The sequence below is a fragment of the Longimicrobium sp. genome (assembly GCF_036399255.1).
GTDB lineage: Bacteria > Gemmatimonadota > Gemmatimonadetes > Longimicrobiales > Longimicrobiaceae > Longimicrobium.
On sequence record NZ_DASWNM010000034.1, the window covers coordinates 14,160 to 34,571 of the forward strand.

The 20,412-nt window shown below is 71.0% G+C and carries 23 protein-coding genes; 17 read left to right on the forward strand and 6 right to left on the reverse strand.

All coding sequences use genetic code 11. The annotated features are described in order from the left end of the window. Window positions 1-89: 89 nt before the first annotated feature. The 8 genes from VGC13_RS05990 (at window position 90) to VGC13_RS06025 (ending at window position 5,647) form a co-directional block, all read left to right on the forward strand. Window positions 90-962: a phytanoyl-CoA dioxygenase family protein gene (locus VGC13_RS05990; RefSeq protein WP_331124312.1), complete on the forward strand. Its 873-nt coding sequence runs from the start codon at window positions 90-92 to the stop codon at window positions 960-962. A 70-nt stretch (window positions 963-1,032) separates the two neighbouring features. Beyond that, the gene (locus VGC13_RS05995) at window positions 1,033-1,425 is read left to right on the forward strand and encodes a hypothetical protein (RefSeq protein ID WP_331124313.1); all 393 of its coding nucleotides are present in this window, start codon (window positions 1,033-1,035) and stop codon (window positions 1,423-1,425) included. A 661-nt stretch (window positions 1,426-2,086) separates the two neighbouring features. Then, a complete protein-coding gene (locus VGC13_RS06000; RefSeq protein ID WP_331124314.1) occupies window positions 2,087-2,428 on the forward strand; it encodes a hypothetical protein in 342 nt (113 codons plus the stop codon). Window positions 2,429-3,175: 747 nt separating this feature from the next. Further along, window positions 3,176-3,571 carry a nuclear transport factor 2 family protein gene (locus VGC13_RS06005; protein ID WP_331124315.1) on the forward strand — a complete coding sequence of 132 codons (396 nt, stop codon included), beginning with the start codon at window positions 3,176-3,178 and terminating at the stop codon, window positions 3,569-3,571. Between the two features lie 12 nt (window positions 3,572-3,583). Then, complete coding sequence (locus VGC13_RS06010) at window positions 3,584-4,156, forward strand: hypothetical protein (protein WP_331124316.1); 573 nt, start codon at window positions 3,584-3,586, stop codon at window positions 4,154-4,156. Beyond that, window positions 4,153-4,695 carry an MOSC domain-containing protein gene (locus VGC13_RS06015; RefSeq protein ID WP_331124317.1) on the forward strand — a complete coding sequence of 181 codons (543 nt, stop codon included), beginning with the start codon at window positions 4,153-4,155 and terminating at the stop codon, window positions 4,693-4,695. Before VGC13_RS06010 ends, VGC13_RS06015 begins: the two co-directional genes overlap by 4 nt. Before the next feature lie 38 nt (window positions 4,696-4,733). Continuing rightward, window positions 4,734-5,102 carry a hypothetical protein gene (locus VGC13_RS06020; RefSeq protein ID WP_331124318.1) on the forward strand — a complete coding sequence of 123 codons (369 nt, stop codon included), beginning with the start codon at window positions 4,734-4,736 and terminating at the stop codon, window positions 5,100-5,102. Continuing rightward, a complete protein-coding gene (locus VGC13_RS06025; protein ID WP_331124319.1) occupies window positions 5,063-5,647 on the forward strand; it encodes an RBBP9/YdeN family alpha/beta hydrolase in 585 nt (194 codons plus the stop codon). The genes VGC13_RS06020 and VGC13_RS06025 overlap by 40 nt, the downstream gene beginning before the upstream one ends. A gap of 862 nt (window positions 5,648-6,509) precedes the next feature. Here VGC13_RS06025 and VGC13_RS06030 read toward each other — a convergent pair. Beyond that, window positions 6,510-6,680 carry a hypothetical protein gene (locus VGC13_RS06030; protein WP_331124320.1) on the reverse strand — a complete coding sequence of 57 codons (171 nt, stop codon included), beginning with the start codon at window positions 6,678-6,680 and terminating at the stop codon, window positions 6,510-6,512. A gap of 333 nt (window positions 6,681-7,013) precedes the next feature. Here VGC13_RS06030 and VGC13_RS06035 point away from each other — a divergent pair, with 333 nt between their 5' ends. The 6 genes from VGC13_RS06035 (at window position 7,014) to VGC13_RS06060 (ending at window position 12,184) form a co-directional block, all read left to right on the forward strand. Next, entirely contained in the window at window positions 7,014-7,760 is a 747-nt protein-coding gene (locus VGC13_RS06035) for an isoprenyl transferase (RefSeq protein WP_331124321.1), read from the forward strand. An 8-nt stretch (window positions 7,761-7,768) separates the two neighbouring features. Continuing rightward, window positions 7,769-8,623 carry a phosphatidate cytidylyltransferase gene (locus VGC13_RS06040; RefSeq protein ID WP_331124322.1) on the forward strand — a complete coding sequence of 285 codons (855 nt, stop codon included), beginning with the start codon at window positions 7,769-7,771 and terminating at the stop codon, window positions 8,621-8,623. Window positions 8,624-8,630: 7 nt separating this feature from the next. Beyond that, on the forward strand, window positions 8,631-9,779 hold the full coding sequence (gene dxr, locus VGC13_RS06045; protein WP_331124323.1) for a 1-deoxy-D-xylulose-5-phosphate reductoisomerase: 1,149 nt from the start codon (window positions 8,631-8,633) through the stop codon (window positions 9,777-9,779). Further along, the gene (rseP, locus tag VGC13_RS06050) at window positions 9,773-11,116 is read left to right on the forward strand and encodes an RIP metalloprotease RseP (protein ID WP_331124324.1); all 1,344 of its coding nucleotides are present in this window, start codon (window positions 9,773-9,775) and stop codon (window positions 11,114-11,116) included. Before dxr ends, rseP begins: the two co-directional genes overlap by 7 nt. A 272-nt stretch (window positions 11,117-11,388) precedes the next feature. Beyond that, on the forward strand, window positions 11,389-11,772 hold the full coding sequence (locus VGC13_RS06055; protein ID WP_331124325.1) for a TraR/DksA family transcriptional regulator: 384 nt from the start codon (window positions 11,389-11,391) through the stop codon (window positions 11,770-11,772). 205 nt (window positions 11,773-11,977) lie between these two features. Next, on the forward strand, window positions 11,978-12,184 hold the full coding sequence (locus tag VGC13_RS06060; protein ID WP_331124326.1) for a hypothetical protein: 207 nt from the start codon (window positions 11,978-11,980) through the stop codon (window positions 12,182-12,184). Between the two features lie 82 nt (window positions 12,185-12,266). On the opposite strand, the gene VGC13_RS06065 is transcribed toward VGC13_RS06060, so the two are convergent. From VGC13_RS06065 to VGC13_RS06085, 5 genes are all read right to left on the reverse strand, one after another. Beyond that, entirely contained in the window at window positions 12,267-13,088 is an 822-nt protein-coding gene (locus VGC13_RS06065; RefSeq protein WP_331124327.1) for an MBL fold metallo-hydrolase, read from the reverse strand. A gap of 139 nt (window positions 13,089-13,227) precedes the next feature. Continuing rightward, window positions 13,228-14,454: a putative sugar nucleotidyl transferase gene (locus VGC13_RS06070; RefSeq protein WP_331124328.1), complete on the reverse strand. Its 1,227-nt coding sequence runs from the start codon at window positions 14,452-14,454 to the stop codon at window positions 13,228-13,230. 271 nt (window positions 14,455-14,725) lie between these two features. Beyond that, entirely contained in the window at window positions 14,726-15,814 is a 1,089-nt protein-coding gene (locus tag VGC13_RS06075) for a mannose-1-phosphate guanylyltransferase (RefSeq protein ID WP_331124329.1), read from the reverse strand. Next, window positions 15,811-16,230: a response regulator transcription factor gene (locus VGC13_RS06080; RefSeq protein ID WP_331124330.1), complete on the reverse strand. Its 420-nt coding sequence runs from the start codon at window positions 16,228-16,230 to the stop codon at window positions 15,811-15,813. Before VGC13_RS06080 ends, VGC13_RS06075 begins: the two co-directional genes overlap by 4 nt. A gap of 58 nt (window positions 16,231-16,288) precedes the next feature. Continuing rightward, on the reverse strand, window positions 16,289-16,645 hold the full coding sequence (locus VGC13_RS06085; RefSeq protein ID WP_331124331.1) for a roadblock/LC7 domain-containing protein: 357 nt from the start codon (window positions 16,643-16,645) through the stop codon (window positions 16,289-16,291). 225 nt (window positions 16,646-16,870) lie between these two features. On the opposite strand from VGC13_RS06085, the gene VGC13_RS06090 reads away from it, so the two are divergent. The 3 genes from VGC13_RS06090 to VGC13_RS06100 all read left to right on the forward strand — a co-directional run bounded on the left by VGC13_RS06090 (window position 16,871) and on the right by VGC13_RS06100 (window position 20,089). Beyond that, window positions 16,871-17,437 carry a hypothetical protein gene (locus VGC13_RS06090; RefSeq protein ID WP_331124332.1) on the forward strand — a complete coding sequence of 189 codons (567 nt, stop codon included), beginning with the start codon at window positions 16,871-16,873 and terminating at the stop codon, window positions 17,435-17,437. Continuing rightward, window positions 17,437-18,726, forward strand: a complete 1,290-nt coding sequence (serS, locus tag VGC13_RS06095; protein WP_331124333.1) for a serine--tRNA ligase — start codon at window positions 17,437-17,439, stop codon at window positions 18,724-18,726. Before VGC13_RS06090 ends, serS begins: the two co-directional genes overlap by 1 nt. A 91-nt stretch (window positions 18,727-18,817) precedes the next feature. After that, window positions 18,818-20,089 carry a HAMP domain-containing sensor histidine kinase gene (locus VGC13_RS06100; RefSeq protein ID WP_331124334.1) on the forward strand — a complete coding sequence of 424 codons (1,272 nt, stop codon included), beginning with the start codon at window positions 18,818-18,820 and terminating at the stop codon, window positions 20,087-20,089. The last annotated feature ends 323 nt before the right edge of the window (window positions 20,090-20,412 follow it).

The window sequence follows — 20,412 nt, forward strand, 5'->3', positions numbered from 1 at the left end:
GGGTCGCGCCAGAGCACGCCGCGGCCGCAGTCGCAGCCGCAGCCGCAGTCGCAGACGATCAGCCAGTCGCCCAACCGAAGGAGCATCGCATGACTACCATGGCCGAAGCCCAGCCCGAGTCCACCGGCACGCAGCCGCAGCCGCCCGCCCTGCGGTACGACGTCGCCACCATCATGGGCGGCCTGTACGGCGACGGCATCATCGCGCTCAAGGGGGCCTTTTCCCGCGAGTGGGTGCAGCAGCTGCACGAGGACGTGGAGATCGCGTTCCAGGAGGCCCTCAAGCGCCCCGGCGGCGCCGTGGGCCGCGGGCCCAAGCGCTACTACGTCGAGATCCACCCCGAGGACATCCGCGGCTTCACGGAGCTGGTCACGCACCCCTGGGTGCACGCCGTCTGCGAGGCCGCGCTGGGGCCGGACTACAAGGTGGTGGAGATCGGCTTCGACGTGCCCGGCCCCGGCGCGCAGGACCAGCCCTGGCACCGCGACTTTCCCGCGCCCGCGGACACCACGGTGGGCCGGCGGCTGAACTCGCTGGCGTTCAACCTGACCTGCGTGGACGTGTACGAGGACATGGGCCCGTTCGAGATCGCCCCCGGCACGCAGTGGGACACCGGCGAGCACTTCGAGCACGAGATGTTTCCGCCAAAGTCGTTCTATCCGCGCTACCTGGAGCGCGCCCAGCGCAAGATGCCCAGGATGGGCGACATCTCGTGCCGCTCGGCGCTCACGATTCACCGCGGCACCGCCAACCACAGCCAGAAGTCGCGCCCCGTCCTGGTCCTTGGCGTCGACGCGCCTACCGCCGACAACGCCGAGCGCCACGACCTGCAGTTCACGCGCGCCTTCTGGGAGTCCATGCCCGCGGACCTGCAGCGCCGCTTCACCTGTCGCGTGGTGGAGGAACTGGAGCCCATCCACCAGGCCCACAGCATTGAGGGGCTGATGATGGGGGAGGCGTGATCCTGCCGCGTGGTGTCACGGATGATGCGGCGGCGACGTTGATCAGGGCGAACCGAGCTCCACCCTGAACATGGATGATGCCCTCGTGCGCCCGCTGCTGACCCTGCTGCTCGTCGCGTTCGCCGCCGCCTGCTCCACGCCGTTCGGCGGCGGCGATGGGCCCCCGGTGCTGGTGAACCGGACCCGCAACGCGCTGCTGTACGTCGCCTTCGACCTGCGGGACGGGCCGCTGGTGGATCCCAATCCGGCCATCGATCCGGCGGATGCGCCGGAGCGGCTGGTGGCGGCGGGCGACCAGCGCGCCATCATCCTGGCTGACTACTCCGGCGAGGGCGTGCTCCTGTTCCTGTACGAGATTCCGGCGCAGGACCGTGCCGGCCCCGTGCCCCTCAGCCGTACCCTGCGGGTCACGCAGGCGGAGCTGCTGCGGAACCGCGGGCGCATCGTCATCGACGAGCGGTAGCGGCGCTCGCCTCGCGGTCGCCGTGCACAGGGAGCCAGCGGAGCGTTCTCCACTGGCTCCTTCGTCTCGTCCACACCCCGGTGCGTCGTCCGGGTCGATTGGCGCTGCGGCGCACCTTGGGGATAAAGCCATCGCCCATCGCGATCTGTCATTCCGAAGAAGGCGCCGCACCGGGCCCTCCCCACACTCCAGACTCTGGCGCCGCCTGAGGAATCTACTGTCGGTGTGCTCGTAACCCGTCGCCGAGTCCCGCGCCGGCCGCTTCTCGCGGGCGGTGGAGGCGTGCACGGAGCTTCCCTGTGGCTGGATCTTTGGTGCCGCTCGAGGATATCCTTCTCCTGCCTTACGTACCGCCCTGAGAGGGTGTTGCCGAACCTCACTCGATCTTGGGGGCACAGTGTCATCCTGAGGGAGCGCACGCCCGTAACCATCATGACCACAGGAGCTTGTGCGCGACCGAAGGATCTTTGTCGGGTCGCGCGAGGCCCAGCCACCGGGAGCCGTTCAAGTCCCTTGGTCAGGCAGACGAGGTCCTTCGGTCGGCGCCAACCCTTTGCGTGAAAGCAGTATGCGGAGCGGCGCCTCCCTCAGGAAGTCAACGCTTGTGGACGGTTCAGCAACACCCTCTGACGCAACGGAACCTGGCCGATCCGCACACCGCGTGAAGATCCTCTTCGTCTGCAGCCGCAACCGGCTGCGCAGCCTGACCGCGGAGCAGCTGTTCGATGGTGTGAACGGGCACCAGGTCCGCTCCGCCGGCACGGAGCCGGGCGCGCGCGTGCGGGTGACGGCCGGGCACCTGGGATGGGCGGACCTGGTGGTGGCGATGGAAAAGCGCCACGTCAGCCGCATGCGCGAAAAGTTCGCGGATACGCTCGCCGGACGGCGGCTGATCTGCCTGCACCTCCCCGACGAGTACGCCTTCATGGATCCCGCCCTCGTCGAGCGTCTGGAAGCCGAGATGGCGCCGTACCTCGCCGAGTGTGTTTGGGATTCAGCATAGTCGCTTTGACTTCCTGAGAGGGTGTTGCTAAACCCCAACCTCACCAAGAAGCGATGACTTCCTGAGGGAGCGCACCACGTGTAACCCGATTCCACACAACCGCCTGCGCGCGACCGAAGGACCTCGTCTCGATGGCGCAGGGCCAGATCAGGGCACGGAACCAGCCCCGTCGTTCTGCTGGCGAGGTCCTTCGGTCGGCGCCAAGGTGCAGTGTACACGCGAGTCAGGCGCGGCGCCTCCCTCAGGAAGTCAATCAGGCGGGGAGGTTTGGTAACACCCTCTGAGGGAGGCGCCGCGCCTGACTCGCTGCTACGAAAGCAGCTTGGCGCCGACCGAAGGATTTAGCCGGCAGTACGAATGGGCTGGATCGCAACTCGGGATCTGGCCCCGTCGTGTCCGAGAGTAGATCCTTCGGTCGCGCGCAGGTGGTTGTGTATCTTCCTATTTCTTCGCGTGCGCTCCCTCAGGAAGTCACATGGAACTCGGAAATTCAGACACATTCTCACCCTCAACCAAACCGCAGGCCGAGCAGCCGTCGGAGGATGAATTCGATTATGCCCATTGCGGATCTGATTCAGTAATCGCCGGTTGCGGGCGTGCAGGTGCTTCGGGTGCCGCATCTAGCCGGGCCGCCGAGTCCGCGAAGGCGGACTTTGCGATTTTCCAGCGGTGAATTCATTCGCTCAGCGTGCGGACGGCACGTTGCCGGATTAGAATCGCAACGGGCATAATCGAAGGGGAGGCTCCTTGTCCGTAGATCCCATCCGCACCGTTCACGACTGGCTCGCCGCCGTCAACGCCGGCGACGTGGAGGGCGCGCTGGCGCTCACCGCGCCGGACGTGGTCATCGTCGGGCCGCGGGGAGAGGCGCGCGGGCACGAGGTGCTGCGCGCCTGGATGGGCCACGCGGGCGCGACCTTCCAAACGCGCAAAACCTTTGCGGCCCGCGACGCCGTAGTCGTGGCCCAGCACGGCGTCTGGCGCGACGCGGAGACGGGGGCGGTTCGCGGAGAAGCCGCGGTGGCCACGCGCTTTCGCGTCGCCGATGCACGCGTGGCGGAGATGGCGCGGTACGATGACGTCACCGCCGCGCTGCAGGCCGCCGGGCTGACGGAATCCAATCGTCAGCCGGACGGATCGTAACCGGAGAGCATGATGCGCACGATCTTCGATGCCGGACCCCAGCGAAAGATGGTCTGGTTCGCCGGCTTCGCCACGCTGGTGGCGGGGGTGACCCTCATCTGGCTGGGCGAGTGGACGATCCGGACGTATGGGCTTGGTGCGGTGGAGGGCGGCGTCCTGAAGCCGCTGATGCAGCGCGTTCTGCTCGGCGGCTCGTTCATCGCGGCCGGCGTGGCCATGATCGCCGGCTTCGTGGTTTACCTGCACTGCTACGTGGCCCGCATCGAGGAGGACGATCAGGGCGGCGGCTTTCGCCTCACCGTCCTCTGGCCGTTCGGCAGGCGGCAGCGGACGGTGATGCTGGAAGACGTCGCCACGTACAGCTACAACGACGGCTTTTCGCGCGCGGGCGGGATGACGGTGAACGCACCGTGGAGCGGCCTGCGCCTGCACGGCCGGCGCCTTCCGTTCATCATCGACGAGCAGGGCGACTTTCCGGTCCCGTACGCGGTCGACCGGCTGCTGGATGGCGTGCAGCCGCCCGTAGAGGAGCGCAAGCCGACGCGCAAATACCAGAAGCAGCTGGCCAGGCAGCGCCGCAAATGAGTGGAATCGTCACGGCCGTAAGCCGCGGCGCGGAGCATTCGTTCAGCAAGCCGAACGAGCCGTTCATCCGCCTTCTCGCGGGGCTGGGCGTCGAGGGCGACGCGCACCTGGGAGCGACGGTAAAGCACCGCTCGCGCGTGCGGGCCGATCCCACGCAGCCCAACCTGCGCCAGGTGCACCTGATCCACGCCGAGCTGCACGACGAGCTGCGCGCCGCCGGCTTCCACGTCTCCGCCGGCGACATGGGCGAGAACGTCACCACGCGCGGCATCGACCTCCTCGCGCTCCCCGCCGGCGCGCGGCTGCGCCTGGGCGACGCGGCCGTGGTGGAAGTGACCGGCCTGCGCAATCCCTGCGCGCAGATCGATCGCTTCCAACCCGGTTTGATGGCCGCCGTCCTCGGCCGCGACGCGGAGGGCAACCTGGTCCGCAAGGCCGGCATCATGGCCGTCGTCCTCACCGGCGGCGAAGTCCGCCCGGGCGACGCCATCCGCGTGGAGCTTCTGCCGGAGCCGCACTGCCCGCTGGACGTGGTGTGAACGAGCGGACGCACTCCAACATCCCCGAGCGCTCCGGAATGAGCACCTACGCGCGTGTCCTGATGCTCACGGGTGCCGCCGTCCTGTCGTACGACGGCCTGATGGCGCTCCTGTCGCGCCAGATGGGCTTCGACTATGGGTCGGGGGTTGTCGGTTCGTTGTTGATCTACGCCGCGGCGGGATTTTTCGGTACCCGCGCCCGCACGGCCGTTGATTCGGGGCTCCTGGCCGGAGCCTTTGCGGGGCTGGTCGATGGCACGCTTGGATGGGCTCTCTCGACCGCGATCGGACCTCGGATCCAGCAGATCGAGACGAATTCTCCGGGCATTTTCGTCGTCGTGTGGATGGTGACCCTGCTGGGTGCCGTGTGCGGCTTCGTCGGCGGTATGGTGGGGCGGCGCCGGTGACGGCCACGCCGCTCGTGCTGACGGTGCCGGGCTGGACCGGCTCCGGCCCCGGGCACTGGCAGAGCCTGTGGGAGCGCGCCCACCCGCGCCGCTTTCGCCGTGTGGAGCAGGCGGATTGGGAGAACCCGCGGCTGGGCGACTGGATCCGCACCCTCGACGACGCGATTGCCCATGCGTCCAGGCCGGTCGTCCTCGTCGCGCACAGCCTGGGGTGCATCACCGTGGCGCACTGGGCGGCGGTGCACGCGCGTCCCGTCGCCGGCGCGCTGCTGGTGGCCCCCGCCGACGTGGAGCGTGCGGATACGCCCGCACCGATCCGCCCCTTCGCGCCCGTGCCGCTGCGGCCCCTCCCCTTCCGCAGCCTCCTGGTGGCCAGCACCGACGACGAGTTCGTGACGATGGAGCGCGCCGAGCACTTTGCCCGGTGCTGGGGGAGCGAGCTGGTGCCCATCGGCGCCGCCGGCCACGTCCACACCGCCGCCGGCTTTGGCCCCTGGCCGCGGGGCGAGCGGCTGCTGGACGAGGTGTGCGCCGGCGAGCGCTGACCCTGAAGAGAGGTCGCGTGGACGCAGGTGCGCCAGAACCCGAAGTGCAACGCGAGCGCGGCCTCTACCTCGCGCATGGTATCCTCGCTGATTACCCGGCTGGAGTAGCGCGCCAGCGAGTCGCGTTCGTACACGCTGGTGATCATCGGGACGGCCAGGATCCACGTCCGTGCCTCGCCCGGCGCCTGGCCCAGCCAGTGGGATGATGCCTCGTTCACGACGACGTCGCCGGGCCGGGCGTCATACTCCAGCGCGTCCAGGACCGGGATCGTCGTCTGCTGGAGCGACGCTCGCGAGTATCCCGGCTCCGTGATCACCACGCAGTGCGACGTGCCCAGCTCTTCCGCGAGCCAGGGAGCATACTCCGCGACGCGACCGCGGCGGTTGGCGCCGCGGTAGCTGCGTTCGCGCGTCACCCCCGTGCCGAGACCCAGCGCCGTCTTGAGCGTCTGCCGGATGGCGTGCATCTCGTCCACGATCCTTCCGGACGGCTCCGGCAGGTCCGCGACCGCGAACGTCAGCAGGCGGGACGGATAGAAGTACGTCGCCTGGGAAAGCCTGGTGCCGCGATAGGCGGTGGCGAACGGGTCCACCAGGACGTGGGCGGCTCCGCGTGCCGCATCCGTCGCCTTCGTGCTACGTCGCCACGTCGCTGTCTTCGCCGCACAGGCTCAGGACCAGGTGGGGCCGGTCGCCCTTGCCTGGGCCTTCACGGAGCTCGGGAGGAAGAAAGTAGACCTGTCCGGGATCCGGCATGAGCCTGCTCGCGTACGCGGGGGTTCAAGAGGATGCAGGGACGTAAAACGAAAATGGGCCAGGAGCATCGATCCCGCTCCCGGCCCATATCTGTTTGCCGACGTGCTTACTGCGTCTTCCGTCTTCCCCGGATCAGGCGCCCCAGGCTGCGTGCCGATGCACGCAGCGACTCGTCGTAGAACGGCTGATCGTCGGACGGCATGGGCGGCGGCTCGCCCTCGCTGGGCACCGGGCGGACGGCCTCCGCCGCCGGAGGTGCCTCGTTGGGTCGCTTCATTCCGTCCCGTGGGGAAAAAGGCATCGTGACAGCGGGGCTATATTGCGTCCGGCCCGGATGCGCGTCAAGCGAACCGGCGCAAGGGACGGACCATTTCCCGGTCGTTCGGGGTGTCGTCCAGCTCCACTGGCCCGTACATTGAAACCCCCACCGGCAAGCCGGGCTCCGGGTCCCGGACAGACCGTCGACGCGGTCTGCTGTCGGCGCGTGACGGGATTGTCCAGGAAAGATGTTCCGATGATGTCCGCGATTCTTCCGATGATGTTCGCGATCCTAATGCGATCGTAAACCACTTGCTTTGACAAACCCGCCGCGCGTGGACATCTTACCGGAATGTCTTCTGAGCAGCTCCTCCAGCAGATCCGGGTGAACGGCACGGTGCCCCGGCACGTGGCCATCATCATGGATGGAAACGGCCGCTGGGCCCGCCAGCGCAACCGGCCCCGCGAGTTCGGACACCGCGCCGGCATGGCGTCCGTGCGCGCCGTCGTCGAGGCCGCCAGCGACGCGGGGGTGGAGGTGCTCACGCTGTACGCCTTCAGCTCCGAGAACTGGCACCGGCCGCACACCGAGGTCACCGCGCTGATGGCGCTGCTGGAGCTGTACGTGCGCAAGGAGCGGCGCGACCTCAAGGAAAAGGGCGTGGAGGTGCGCGCCGTGGGCGACCTGCACCGCCTGGGGCCCCGCACTCGCGCCGCCCTGCAGTCCATCGTTGACCACACCCGCGGCTGCGAGCGGCTCAAGCTGAACCTGGCCATCAGCTACGGCGCCCGCGACGAGATCGTGAACGCCGCCCGCCGCCTGGCCGAGCGCGTGCGCGAGGGCACGCTCATGCCCGGCGAGATCGACGAGGAGCTGTTCCAGAAGCAGCTGCTGTTCGCCGGCGACCCCGACCCCGACCTGCTCATCCGCACCTCCGGCGAGCTGCGCCTGAGCAACTTCATGCTCTGGCAGCTGGCCTACACCGAGATGTACGTCTCGGAGCTGCTGTGGCCGGACTTTGGCCGCGAGCACCTGTTCAGCGCCATCCTCGACTTTCAGCGGCGCGAGCGGCGGTTCGGCCGCGTCCTGGCCGGCTGAGGGCGGACGTGGCGGCATCGGAGACGCGCACCCGCGTCCTGGTCGCGATCCCCGGCGTGTTCGTGGCGCTGGGCGCCATCTACGCCGGCCGCTGGGTGCTGGCCGCCCTTCTGGCGCTGATCGCCGCGCTCACCGCGCGCGAGCTGTTCGTCATGGCGGCCCGCAAGGCCCCGCGTCCCCTGGGCGCGCTGGGGATGGCGGGCGCCGCGGGGATCGTGCTGGCCGCCGGCGCCGCGCCCGCGGAAGGACTCGACAACCCGCTCCCCGCCGCCGTCCTCATCCTGCTCGCGCTGGTCGCGCCCGCCGCGGCCATCTGGTCGCGCGGCGTGGAGGGCGAGCCGCTGCTCTCCGTGTCCACCACCGTGTTCGGCGCGGGGTACGCGGCGCTGGTGGCCTTTGGCCTGTACCTGCGCCACCTGCCGGGGGTGGACGATGCCCTGCACGGCAGCGCCATCCTGTTCGCGCCCGTGCTGCTGACCTGGGCCAGCGACACTTTTGCCTACTTTGGCGGGCGGGCGATGGGGAGGCACAAGCTGATCCCCCGCGTGAGCCCCGGAAAGACGGTGGAGGGCGCCGTTTCGGCCGTGGTTGGAACCGTGGTGGTGGGCGCCGCGTACGCCCTGTTCCTGGCCCGCTTCGTCACCTGGGTGCCCACGCCGCTGGAGGGCGCGCTGTTCGGCCTGCTGGTCTCCGTGGCGGCGCAGATGGGCGACCTGGCGGAATCGGCATGGAAGCGCGACGTGGGGGTCAAGGACTCGGGGACGCTGCTTCCCGGCCACGGCGGGGCGCTGGACCGCTTCGACTCGCTGCTGTTCACCCTGCCGCTGGGGTACGCCTTTTTCCGCTTCGTGGTGGGGTACTGAGGGACGGATGAAGGGCGTCGCCATCCTGGGGGCCACCGGCTCCATCGGCGCCAGCGCGCTGGCCGTGCTGGAGCAGCACCCCGACCGCTTTCGCGCCGTGGCGCTGACCGCCCACCGCAGCGTGGACGCCCTGCGGGCGCTGGTCCTGCGCCACCGTCCCGCCCTGGCCGTCGTCTCCGACGCCGAGGCGCCGCGCGGCGTGGACGGCGGAACGCGGTGGCTGCAGGGGCGCGAGGCGCTGCTGGAGGCGGCCACGCACCCGGACGCGGACGTCGTGGTGAACGCCCTGGTCGGCGCGGCGGGGCTGGAGCCCACGCTGGCCGCCCTGGCGGCGGGAAAGCGCGTGGCGCTGGCCAACAAGGAGTCGCTGGTGTGCGGCGGGCCGCTGGTGCTCGAGGCGGTGCGGCGGGGCGGGGGCGAGCTGCTGCCCGTGGACAGCGAGCACAGCGCCATCCAGCAGTGCCTGGCCGGCTCGCGCCCCCAGGACGTGCGGCGGCTGGTGCTGACGGCCTCCGGCGGCCCCTTTCGCGAGATGCCGCCGGAGCTGCTGGAGTCGGTGACCCCCGCCGACGCGCTGCGGCACCCCACCTGGGACATGGGCGCCAAGGTCAGCATCGACAGCGCCACGCTGGCCAACAAGGCGCTCGAGGTGATCGAGGCCCACTTCCTTTTCGGGATCGATTACGCGAACATCGAGGCGGTGGTGCATCCGCAGTCCATCATCCACTCCATGGTGGAGATGGTGGACGGCTCGGTGCTGGCGCAGATGGGCTTTCCCACGATGGAACTGCCCGTCCTGTACGCGCTCACCCATCCCGACCGGCTTCCGTACGACTGCCGCCGCTTCGATCCCGTGGCGGCGGGGACGCTGACCTTCGAGCCGGTGCGCGCGGACCGCTTTCCCGCCTTTGCGCTGGGGGTAGAGGCGGGGCGGGCCGGCGGCACGGCTCCCGCGGTGTTCAACGCCGCCAACGAGGTGGCGGTGGCCGAGTTCCTCGCCGGCCGCGCCCCCTTTGGCGGCATTCCCCGGGCGATCGCCGACGCGCTGGCCCGCTGGCCCGGCGGCCCCGTGCGCGTGCTCGACGACGTGCGCCAGGCCGACGCGTGGGCCCGGCGCGCCGCACACGAATCCCTTTCCCGGCTGGCCCCGTGCTGACGATTCTCGCGACGCTGGTCGCGCTCTCGGTGTTGATCCTGGTCCACGAGTTCGGGCACTTCTTTGCCGCGAAGTCGGTGGACATCGCCGCCCCGCGCTTTTCGCTGGGGCTGGGCCCCCGCGTGGCCGGCTTCAAGTGGGGCGAGACGGACTTCGTCATCAGCGCCATCCCGCTGGGCGGGTACGTCAAGATGGCGGGGATGGAGGACGACGAGGGGATGGAGGTGCTGGAGGGCGGCGAGCCCGCGCCCCCGGTGGACCCGTCCCGCACCTTCGACGCCAAGCCCCTGTGGGCCCGCGCCTGGGTGATCTCGGCGGGCGTCATCATGAACCTGCTGTTCGCCCTGCTGGCCAACATCACCCTGGCGGGCGTGCAGGGCGAGCCGTACATCGCCGAGACGCGGCTGGCCCCGCTCACGGGGGTGGGCGGCGTGGGGGCGCAGGCGGCGCAGATCCCGGCCGGCAGCCGCATCGTGTCGGTGGGCGGACAGCGCGTGGCCAACTGGGACGCCATGCAGGAGGCGCTGGAGGCCGCGCCCGCGGGCCCGGTAAGCCTGGGCTTCGAGGGCCGCCCGGCGGTCACGCTGAACCTTCCCGCGCCCGGCCCCGCGCGCGACACGCTGCGCTCCGCGCTGCGCCCGCTGAGTGAGCCGGTGCTGGCCGTGGTGGTGCCCGACGAGGCGGGCGCGCGCGGCGGGCTGAAGGCCGGCGACCGCATCATGGCCATCGACGGACAGGCCATCGCCACCTGGCCGCAGGCGGTGGAGCGCATTCGCGCCGCGCCGGGGAAGCCGCTGCGGATCGACGTGCAGCGCGGCGGCGAGCGGCGCACGCTGACGGTGACGCCCAAGGCCGAGCGCGAGAGCGGCGCGCTGGTGGGCAAGATCGGCGCGCTGGAGCAGCCGCAGGTGCAGTACCGGCGGCTGGGCTTTGGCGCCGTGCTGGCGCAGGGGTGGACGGACACGGTCGAGATGGTGAAGCTGCTGCTCACCACCCTGCGCGACCTGTTCACGGGCGCGCTGTCGCCGCGCAACCTGGGCGGGCTGCTCTCCATCGGCGAGGCGTCGGGGCAGAGCGCCGAGCAGGGGCCGGCCACCTTCCTGACCTTCCTGGCCTTTCTGTCGGTGAACCTGGCGGTGCTCAACCTGCTCCCCATCCCCATCCTGGACGGCGGGCACCTGATGTTCCTGGCCATCGAGGCCATCCGCGGCCGGCCGCTCTCGCTGGAGGCCCGCATCCGCCTGTCGCACCTGGGGCTCATCATCGTGGTGGGGCTGATGCTGTGGGCCAACGGCAACGACGTGGTGCGGCTGGTGGAGCGCTACTTCGGCGGCTGACGGCCCTCCTTCAAAGACGTGGACGCGCGGAGAATCTCGCTCCGCGCGCCCGCGTTCCGTGTCGATCCGCGCTTCCCGGTCGTTCTCTCTCCGGACCCATCTGCTGCCCGATTGCGAATCAGCCCGGCGGGGTTGAACAAATGGGTACGTGGGTGGTACTATAAAGGGTTGTTCGGCGTCCCACCGTCAGGAACGGATGTTCGTCCGAGCAGGTCCCCCCGCACGTGGCGCTGCCTTGCCGCGCCGACCACCCCATCCACAGCGAGACAGCAATGGATCGGAATGAGCTCGAGGCGATCGAGCGTCTTCTTCGGCGTGAGCGCGACAAGATCCTGCGTTCGCTCGGCCGGTTTCAGCAGCAGTCCAAGCTGAGCCGGGAAAGCGCGGACGCGGACCTCAGCAGCTATTCGTTCCACATGGCGGACCAGGGCACCGACGCCATGGAGCGCGAAAAGTCGTTCCTGTTCGCCAGCAAGGAAGGGCGCTACCTGTACCGCATCGAGGAAGCGCTGCGCCGGCTGATCAAGGACCCCGAGGCGTTCGGCATCTGCCACGGTTGCAAGAAGGACATCCCTTTCCAGCGGCTCGAGGCGCTTCCCCACGCGCGGTACTGCCTGGACTGCAAGCTGCGCGAGGAAGAGGAGAAGGCCGCGTAACTGCAGGGAACAGGGAACAGGGAATAGGGAATAGCGGGATGGATGAAGGGCGGCTCTCCGGTGTGGAGGGCCGCCCTTCGTCCGTTGGAATGTGAGTGCCGTGGTACCGGAGCGTTGGCTTACGTTTTGCGACACAGTGTGCGGAGACTGCCTGCGGGTGCGAATTCCTTGTGCCTGCTCGCCGTCACGAACGCGGGAGTGAACCATGAGAAAGCTTCGGCTGACGGTGGACGATCTGCGGGTGGACGGGTTCCACGTGCTGCCCGCGGATGCGGAGCGGCAGGGAACAGTGGTGGGGCTGGGCGGGCCGCAAGCGCTGGCGACGTATGTTACCTGCCAGACGCGGTGTGACGAGCCTACCTGCAACAACGGCACCTGCAACACGGGCGCGCCTTGCACCTACTGCGCGTAGCAGCCCCGCGGGTGCCCGCATGAACGACGACGCCCCGCCGGACCTGGTCCGGCGGGGCGTTCGCGTGCACCGGTGGCAAGGCCTAGAACAGCGCCATCTGCGCCGGCAGCCGGAGCGCCCGCAGCCGGGTCACGTCGATCGGCTGCATCGGTGCCTCCTGCTGGGCGACGTCCAGCATGCCGTGGAAGCGGCGCTTCTCCAGCGCGTAGCCCACGACGTCGCGGGCCAGCGAGGGATCGTTGGCCTGCTCGCTCATGTGCGCCAGGACCACGGCGCACAGGCCGTCGTGGAACAGCTCGCCCACCAGCTCGGCGGCGGCGCGGTTCGAAAGGTGGCCGTGGCTGCCGCCGATGCGCGCCTTGACGGACCAGGGATAGGGGCTCTCGCGCAGCAGGATCTCGTCGTGGTTGCTCTCCAGCACCAGCACGTCGCACCCCTGCAGCGCGTGCCGCACGGGAGCGGTGGCGCGCCCCAGGTCCGTGGCGATCCCCAGCTTCTCGCCCGTCCCGCGCTCCGTCACCGTCACCGCCACCGGGTCGATGGCGTCGTGCACGGTCAGGAACGGCGTCACCGTCAGCCCGTCGATCTCCACCGGCTCGGCGCTGCTGTAGGCGCGCACGTCCTCGGTGCCGTCCAGCAGCCCGCGGCAGACGTTCCTGGTCAGGTCCGTCAGGTACAGCGGCACCTTCCAGCGGCGCGCCGCCACGCCCATCCCGCGCGTGTGGTCGCTGTGGTCGTGGGTGATCAGCAGCGCCGTCAGCGACGCGGGATCCACGTCCACGGCGGCCAGCCGGCGCTCCAGGTCGCGGCCGCTGAACCCCGCGTCCACCAGCAGGCGCGTGCCGGCGGACTCGATCAGCACCGCGTTGCCGCGGCTGCCGCTGCCCAGGATGGTTACTCGCAAGAAAGTGCGGAAGTGCGGAAGTGCGTGAGTGCGTCAGTGTTCTTGGCGGACGGAGCCGGCGCGGGACGGCGAGCGTGCGCGGCGGATGGAAGAACGTGGTGCGGAAGCAGTCCACTTCCGCACTCACGCACTTCCGCACTCACGCACTTCCCCGCGAGACGTCCCACGCGCGCCGCAGCTGGCCCGCGGCGGCCTCGGACAGCGTCACCTTGCGGCGCTGCATGGCGCGGCCGGCCACGTCCAGGAACTTGTCTACCCGGTACGCCGTCAGGTCCTCTCCGGTTCCCCAGCTGAACGGCGGAACGTACTTGGGCGGCAGCAGCGCGCCGTACAGGTTGCTTCCCGCGCCCACCACCGTCCCCGTGTTCAGCAGCAGCCCGATCCCCGTCTTCACGTGGTCGCCCAGGAAGCAGCCCACCTTCAGCTCGCCGGTGTCCTTTTCCCCCTCCGGCGTCCACAGGCGAACCGGGCCGTAGTTGTTCTTCAGGTCGCTGTTGGTGGTCTCGGCGCCCAGGTTGACCCACGCGCCCAGGTAGGCGTGGCCGATGTGGCCGTCGTGCGCCTTGTTGACGTAGTTCAGGCAGATGCTCTGCGCGAACTCGCCCCGGATGCGGCACCCCTCGCCGATGGTGACCGCCTCCAGGTGCCCGCCCAGCACGATGCTGTTGCGCCCCACGTACGCCGGCCCCGCCATCCGCGTGAACGCCTTGACCGTCACCCCCTCGTCCAGCCACACCGGGCCCGCGGTGGTGTCGAAGACCACGCACGGCTCGATGCGCACCCCCTCGCCCAGCACCAGCGGATGCTCGCCGAAGCGGTGGCTTCCCTGCGGCAGCGGGGCCTCGTCCGCGCCCGGAAAGAGCGCCGCCACGTCCGTCGACACCTGGTCCGGGTTCCCCGACATCAGCTCCCACACGGGGCCGATCATCCGCCCCTCCAGCTCTACCGCGCCCGTGCGGTCCAGGATGGTGGGCGGCGAGTCGAAGAACTCCGGCCGCGGCGCCGGCGTGCCCTCGGGCGCGAACCAACCCGCCACCTCGCCGTCCACGATGACCGCGCCCGCGCCGCCGCGCCGCGACACCCACACCTCGCCGCTCCCCCACGCCGGCACCGCGCGCGCGGACAGGAACAGCCGGTCGCCGTCCGCCGGCGCGTCCGCGTAGGGAAGCACCGGCGGCGCGTCGCCCTCCTCGAACCCCTGCAGGTGGTCCGGCCCCAGGTGCGCCACGCAGCGCGCCCCAAAAACGCGCTCGGCGCGCCGACGGGTGGTCAGCGCGCCGAAGCGCAGCTCGCCGCCCGGCCGCGTAAGCGCGAACGGCTGCCAGCGGCGCGAGATGGAGTCGTCGAAAAGGATCAGCGAAAGCATCGGTGCGGAAGTGCGTGAGTGCGTGAGTGCGTGAGTGCGGTAGTGGATCCCTGCCGGACGGCCGCCCCTCTGCACGATCCGGACTCAATCCCCCAGCCGGCGGGTCACGGCGGGCAGACACCGGTGAGATGGCAACGCCGCCCCTCTTTTCACTCCCGCACTCCCGCACTCACGCACTTCCGCACTCACGCACTCCCGCACTCCCGCACTCCCGCACTCCCGCACTCCCGCACTCCCGCACTCCCGCACTCCCGCACTCCCGCACTTCCCCTCACCCCAGCGTCCGCAGCCCCTCCGGCAGCTTCTCCAGCATCTGCTTCAGGTCCGGCGTGCGGTCGCGGTGGGCAACGAAGGTGACCCCCGCCGTCCGCACCACCACCAGGTTGTCCACGCCGAACGCCACCACCGGGCCGTCGTCCGCGTACAGCACGCTGTCGCGTGAATCAACCGCGTAGGCGTCGCCCAGCAGCACGTTGCCGGCCGCGTCGGGCGTGCGGGTGCGCGCCACCGCGTCCCAGGCGCCCACGTCGTCCCAGGCGAAGGTCGCGCGCACCACGCCCACCCGGTCCGAGCGCTCCAGCAGCGCCTCGTCGATGGAGATGGTGGGCGCCACGCGAAAGAACTCGTCCGTGGCGCCCTCGCGCAGCAGGGGCACCAGCTCCCGGAACTCCGGCGCGTGGCGCTGCAGCTCGTCCAGCAGGTCGCCCACGCGCCAGACGAAGAGGCCCGTGTTCCACAGGTAGATGCCGGAGGCCAGGTATTCCTCGGCCACCTCGCGCTTGGGCTTTTCGACGAACTGCGCGACGGCGTTGCCGGGCTCGGGATGCGCGTCGCCCTCCAGCGCCTCCAGCGGCGGGCCCAGCTGCACGTAGCCGTACCCCGTCTCGGGCCGCGAGGGCGGCGCGCCGATGGTGAACAGGCGGCGGTGGCCGGCCGCCAGCTGCGCCGCGCGCGCGATCAGCGCCCGGAACGCCTCGGGGGGGTGGATGACGTGGTCCGCGTGCAGCGACACCATCACCGCCTCGGGGTCGCGCCGCTCGATCTCGGCCGCGGCCCACGCCAGCACCGGCGCCGTTCCCGCCGCGCGCGGCTCCAGCAGCAGGTTGCCGGGGCCCAGCTCCGGCAGCGTCTCCAGGATCGGCCCCGCCAGGTGCGCGCCCGTCAGCACCCGCAGCCGCTCCTGGGGGATGAGGGGCGTGATGCGCTCGACCGTGTCGCGGATGAGCGGCTTGTCCGAGGCCAGCGGAAGGAGCTGCTTGGGGCGGCGGGGCGTGCTGACCGGCCAGAAGCGCGAGCCCACGCCGCCGGCCAGGATCACCGTCCACAGGTGCGGATCGCTCGCGGGATGGGTGTCGCTCACGCGTCGTCCTCCCCGCCGGCGGACGGGCCGCCGAACAGCTCGTCCACCCGGGCCAGCAGCTTCTTGGGGCTGAACGGCTTGGTGAAGAAGTCGGTGGCGCCCAGCTCCAGCGCCTGCCGCCGGTCGGCGTCCTGCCCCTTGGCGGTCAGGATGATGATGGGCGTCTCGCGGCGGTGGGGAAGGCGGCGCGCCTCGGCCAGCACCTCCAGCCCCGTGGCGTACGGCATCATGATGTCCAGCAGCACCACGTCGATGGGGTCGGGGCCGTTCAGCTCGTCCAGCGCCGCGCGCCCGTCCGCCACCAGGGTGACCTCGTAGGGGCCCTGCTCCAGCTTCATCTGGATGATGCGGCCGATGTGCGGCTCGTCGTCGGCCACCAGCACGCGGCGGGGGGCCCGGGTGTCGTCTGCGCTCATCCTTGGCGAAAACGGATGCGGGGGGGAACCACGGCCCCGGGGATGGGGTTGTACGCGCTCACACCAGTCCGGCCAGCTCGCCGCGGCGCCGCGACAATTCGCGCAGCAGCGGCGCGAAGCCCGCGTCGCCGCGCAGCAGCACGGCCAGCAGCACCTCGGCGCTCAGCAGGGCCACGATGGCCACGCCCTCGTCCAGGCGCACGGCCACGGTCTGCGCCGCGCCCTGGCCGGCCGCCCGTCCCAGCGCCGTGGCCGCGCCGGCCAGCCCGGGCACCATGGCGCTGACGGTTTCGGCGTCCAGCCCGGCGGCGTCGCCGGTGTGGGCGATCAGCAGCCCGTCTCGGCCCAGCACCAGCACGTGCTCCACCCCCGGGTGGGCTGCGAGCGAGGCCAGGGCCGTGTCCAGTGCGGGCATTCGGGCGTTCTCCGCTGGGTGTTTCCGGGGTCCGTCAATGGCGAGCAACGTACCCGCCGGGGCTCGCCCCCGTCAACCCTGGCGCGCCCGCGGCACCTTGACGCCGCACCCGCCCGGTCCGTAAGGTATCCCCTGCGTCGGCCCCCGCGGCAGACGCCTTTTTCATCACGCGTCACCCTTCCCGCGCGCGCGGGAAGCCGGACTGACGCCGCGCAAGGAGTGGTTGTGCGCTTCGCCCGCCTGTCCGTTCTGATCACGACGCTGTTCGCCTCCTCGGCCCTGCTGGGCGCCTGTGGAGACGATCCGCTGTTCCCCGACGTGGCGCTCACCACCGACACGGTGACGCTCACGGTTCCCGGCGCCGAGGCCGCCTCGGCGCTGGACCTGGTCCGCATCCAGCCCCCGTTCGTCCTGCTGCGCCGCCCCGAGCTGGTGCGCGACGCCGGCGAGTGGGACATCGCCCTGCGCCGCACCGGGGCGGGGCTCACGCTGCGCCCGTACGACGCGCCCGGCTCGCCCTACCGCGGGGCGGGGCTGGTGGTGGCCACGCAGGACTACGACCGCATCCGCGAGGCGCCGCGCGCCACCAGCGCCTACGCCGCCGATCCGCTGGCCGTCAGTGCGAACAGCGTGTACTTCTTCCGCTCGCGGCAGTACCCCACCAGCACCGGCAGCCTGTGCGTCAAGTTCGCCAAGGCCCGCATCCTGGCGATGGACGCGGCCGCGGGGACGGCGCGGGTGGCGCTGGTGATCAACGACAACTGCGAAGACGAGCGGCTGGAAGACGACTGATGCTCGACGTCAAGGCGATCCGGCAGGACCCCGACGCCGTCCGCGCCGGGCTGGCCGCGCGCGGCGCCTCGGCGCAGACCGACGCGGCGGTGGACCGGGTGCTGGCGCTGGACACCGAGCGCCGCGCCCTGGTGGCCGAGGGCGACGCGCTCAAGTCGCGCCGCAACGCCGTCAGCCAGCAGGTGGGCGAGCGCAAGCGCGCCAAGGAGAGCGCGGACGACCTGATCGCCGAGATGGGGGAGGTGAACGCCCGCATCAAGGAGATCGACGGCCGCCTGCGCGAGGTCGAGGGCGAGTCCGACGACCTGCTGCTCCGCATCCCCAACCTCACCGACCCCTCGCTTCCCCTGGGCGGCGAAGAGGCCAACGCGGTGGTCCGCACCTGGGGCGAGCCGCGCGAGCTGGGCTTTGCCCCGCGGCCGCACTGGGAGATCGCGGCCGAGCTGGGGCTGCTGGACCTTCCCGCCGGCGCCAAGGTGGCTGGGAGCGGCTTTCCCGTCTACAAGGGGATGGGGGCGCGGCTGCAGCGCGCGCTCATCAACTTCTTTTTGGACCTGCACACCCGCGAGCACGGCTACACCGAGGTGGAGCCGCCCTTCGTCGTCACGCGGGAATCGATGCAGGGGACGGGGCAGTATCCCAAATTCGTGGAGGACGGCGACGCCTACTTCCTTCCCGAGGACGGGCTGTACCTGATTCCCACCTCCGAGGTGCCGGTGACCAACCTGCACCGCGACGAGCTGCTGGACGCGGACCGGCTTCCCATCGCCTACACCGCCTACTCGCCCTGCTTTCGCCGCGAGGCGGGGTCGGCGGGGAAGGACACGCGCGGGCTGCTGCGGGTGCACCAGTTCGACAAGGTCGAGATGGTGCGCTTCGAGCGGCCGGAAGACTCGGTGGCCGCGCTGGAGGCGCTGACGGGGCACGCCGAAAAGGTCCTGCAGCTGCTGGGCCTTCCCTACCGCGTGCTGCTGCTGGCGTCGGGCGACATCGGGTTCAGCGCGGTGCGGACGTACGACCTCGAGGTGTGGGCGCCGGGGGTGGGGCGGTGGCTGGAGGTGAGCAGCGCCACCAACTGCGGCGACTTCCAGGCGCGGCGGGCCAACATCCGCTACCGCCCCGAGGCGGGGGCCAAGCCCGAGTACGTCCACACGCTCAACGCGTCGGGGGTGGCGCTGCCGCGCACCGTGGTGGCGCTGTTGGAGAATGGGCAGCAGGAGGACGGCTCCGTGCTGATTCCCGAGCCGCTGCGCCCGTACCTGGGGACGGACCGCTTGGTTCGCCCCTGAGCGCGTCCGCGCTCCTGGGCCGCGCGGTGCCGGCGGCCCCTTTCGCCCACACGTACGCCATGCAGTCGCACGCGCCCGGGCGCACCCGCCCGTGAACCGCCGCCACTGGCCCACCGCGCTGGCCCTGCTGGCGGCGGCGATCCTGGCGTGGTATCTGGTCTACAGCCAGCTGCTGGTGCGCGAGATGCGCAAGGACGCCGAGGTGCACTCGCGCATCGTGGTGCGGGTGCTGGCGGGGCTCAACGACCCCGACGCCGACCTCATCGCCACCCTGCTGGGCCTTTCGGGCGACATCCAGCGGCTGCGCGTCCCCATCGTCTACACCGACCTGGACGGCGTTCCCGCGCTCTGGGTCAACCTTCCCTTCGAGGCCGTGCAGGGCGACACCGCCGACATGATCCGCGTGCTGGAGTACGCGGACCGGCTGGCCGCGCGCCATCCGCCCATGTCCGAGCCCGGCCTGGGCACCATCTACCTGGGCGACCCGCCCACGGTGCGGCGGCTGCGGTGGATCCCCTGGCTGCAGGTGAGCGCGCTCGTCGGCCTTCTCGCGGCGCTGGCCTCGGTGCTGCGCCACAACGTGCGGACGGAGCGCGAGCGAATATGGGCGGCCATGGCGCGCGAGTCGGCGCACCAGATGGCCACGCCGCTCTCGTCGCTGGCGGGATGGGTCGAGATCCTGCGGCTGCCGGACGAGGACCGCGAGGAGATGGCGTCGCTCCCCGCCGTGGCGGGCGAGATGGAGGCGGACCTGGACCGGCTGGAGAAGGTGGCGCGCCGGTTCGAGTGGATCGGCCGGCCGGTGCAGACCGAGGTGGTGGACGTGCGGACGATGCTGCGGGTGCTGGAGCGCTACGTGCGCGTGCGCCTGCCGCAGCTGGGCCGCACGGTGGAGCTGTCGGTGGACGTGCCCGAGGGAACGCCGCCGGTGCTGGGGAACGGGATCCTGCTGGAGTGGGCGCTGGAGAACCTGATCAAGAACGCGCTGGACGCGCTGGCGGGCTCCGGCGGCACCATCTGCATCGAGGCCGAGGCGCCCACCGAGCGCACGGTGGAGATCCGGGTGATCGACGACGGCCCCGGCGTCGCCCCCGCCGTCCGCTCGACGCTGTTCGATCCTGGCGTGAGCACCAAGAAGGGCGGATGGGGCGTGGGGCTGTCGCTGGCGCGGCGCATCGTGGAGGACGTGCACGGCGGGCGGCTGAAGCTGGAGCCATCGGAGCGGGGCGCGCGCTTCGTGATGGTGCTGACCCGCGCGCCGGACCCCCAGCCCGCCGACCGGCTCGGCAAGCTGCCGTGGGACCGCCTCGCCGCGCGCCGCGTGCGGGTGTCGGGCGGGGAGGCGGGGGACGCGAAGGGGTGAGTCCGGCGCGACCCGCGGGGCGCCCCCTCCGGCTCGCCTGGGCTCGCCACCTCCCCCAAAACTGCTGGGGGAGGTTGGGGTGGGGCAGGGGTTGGGTGGTTCGATGGGGATCGCGCTGCGCCAGACGGGGCCCCCCACACCGGCCCTCCCCCGCAAACTGCGCGGGAGGGGGCGCCCGCGGGCGCAGCCCGGACCGTCCGGAGCGCGATCGAATTCTCCCCTCTCCGTGAGGAACGAGCGGGGAGGGGCCGGGGGAAGGGCCCCTCGCGGGCGCCAGCTCGATGCCCGTCGTCGAGCCTCCACCCCATCGGCAACACCAACCT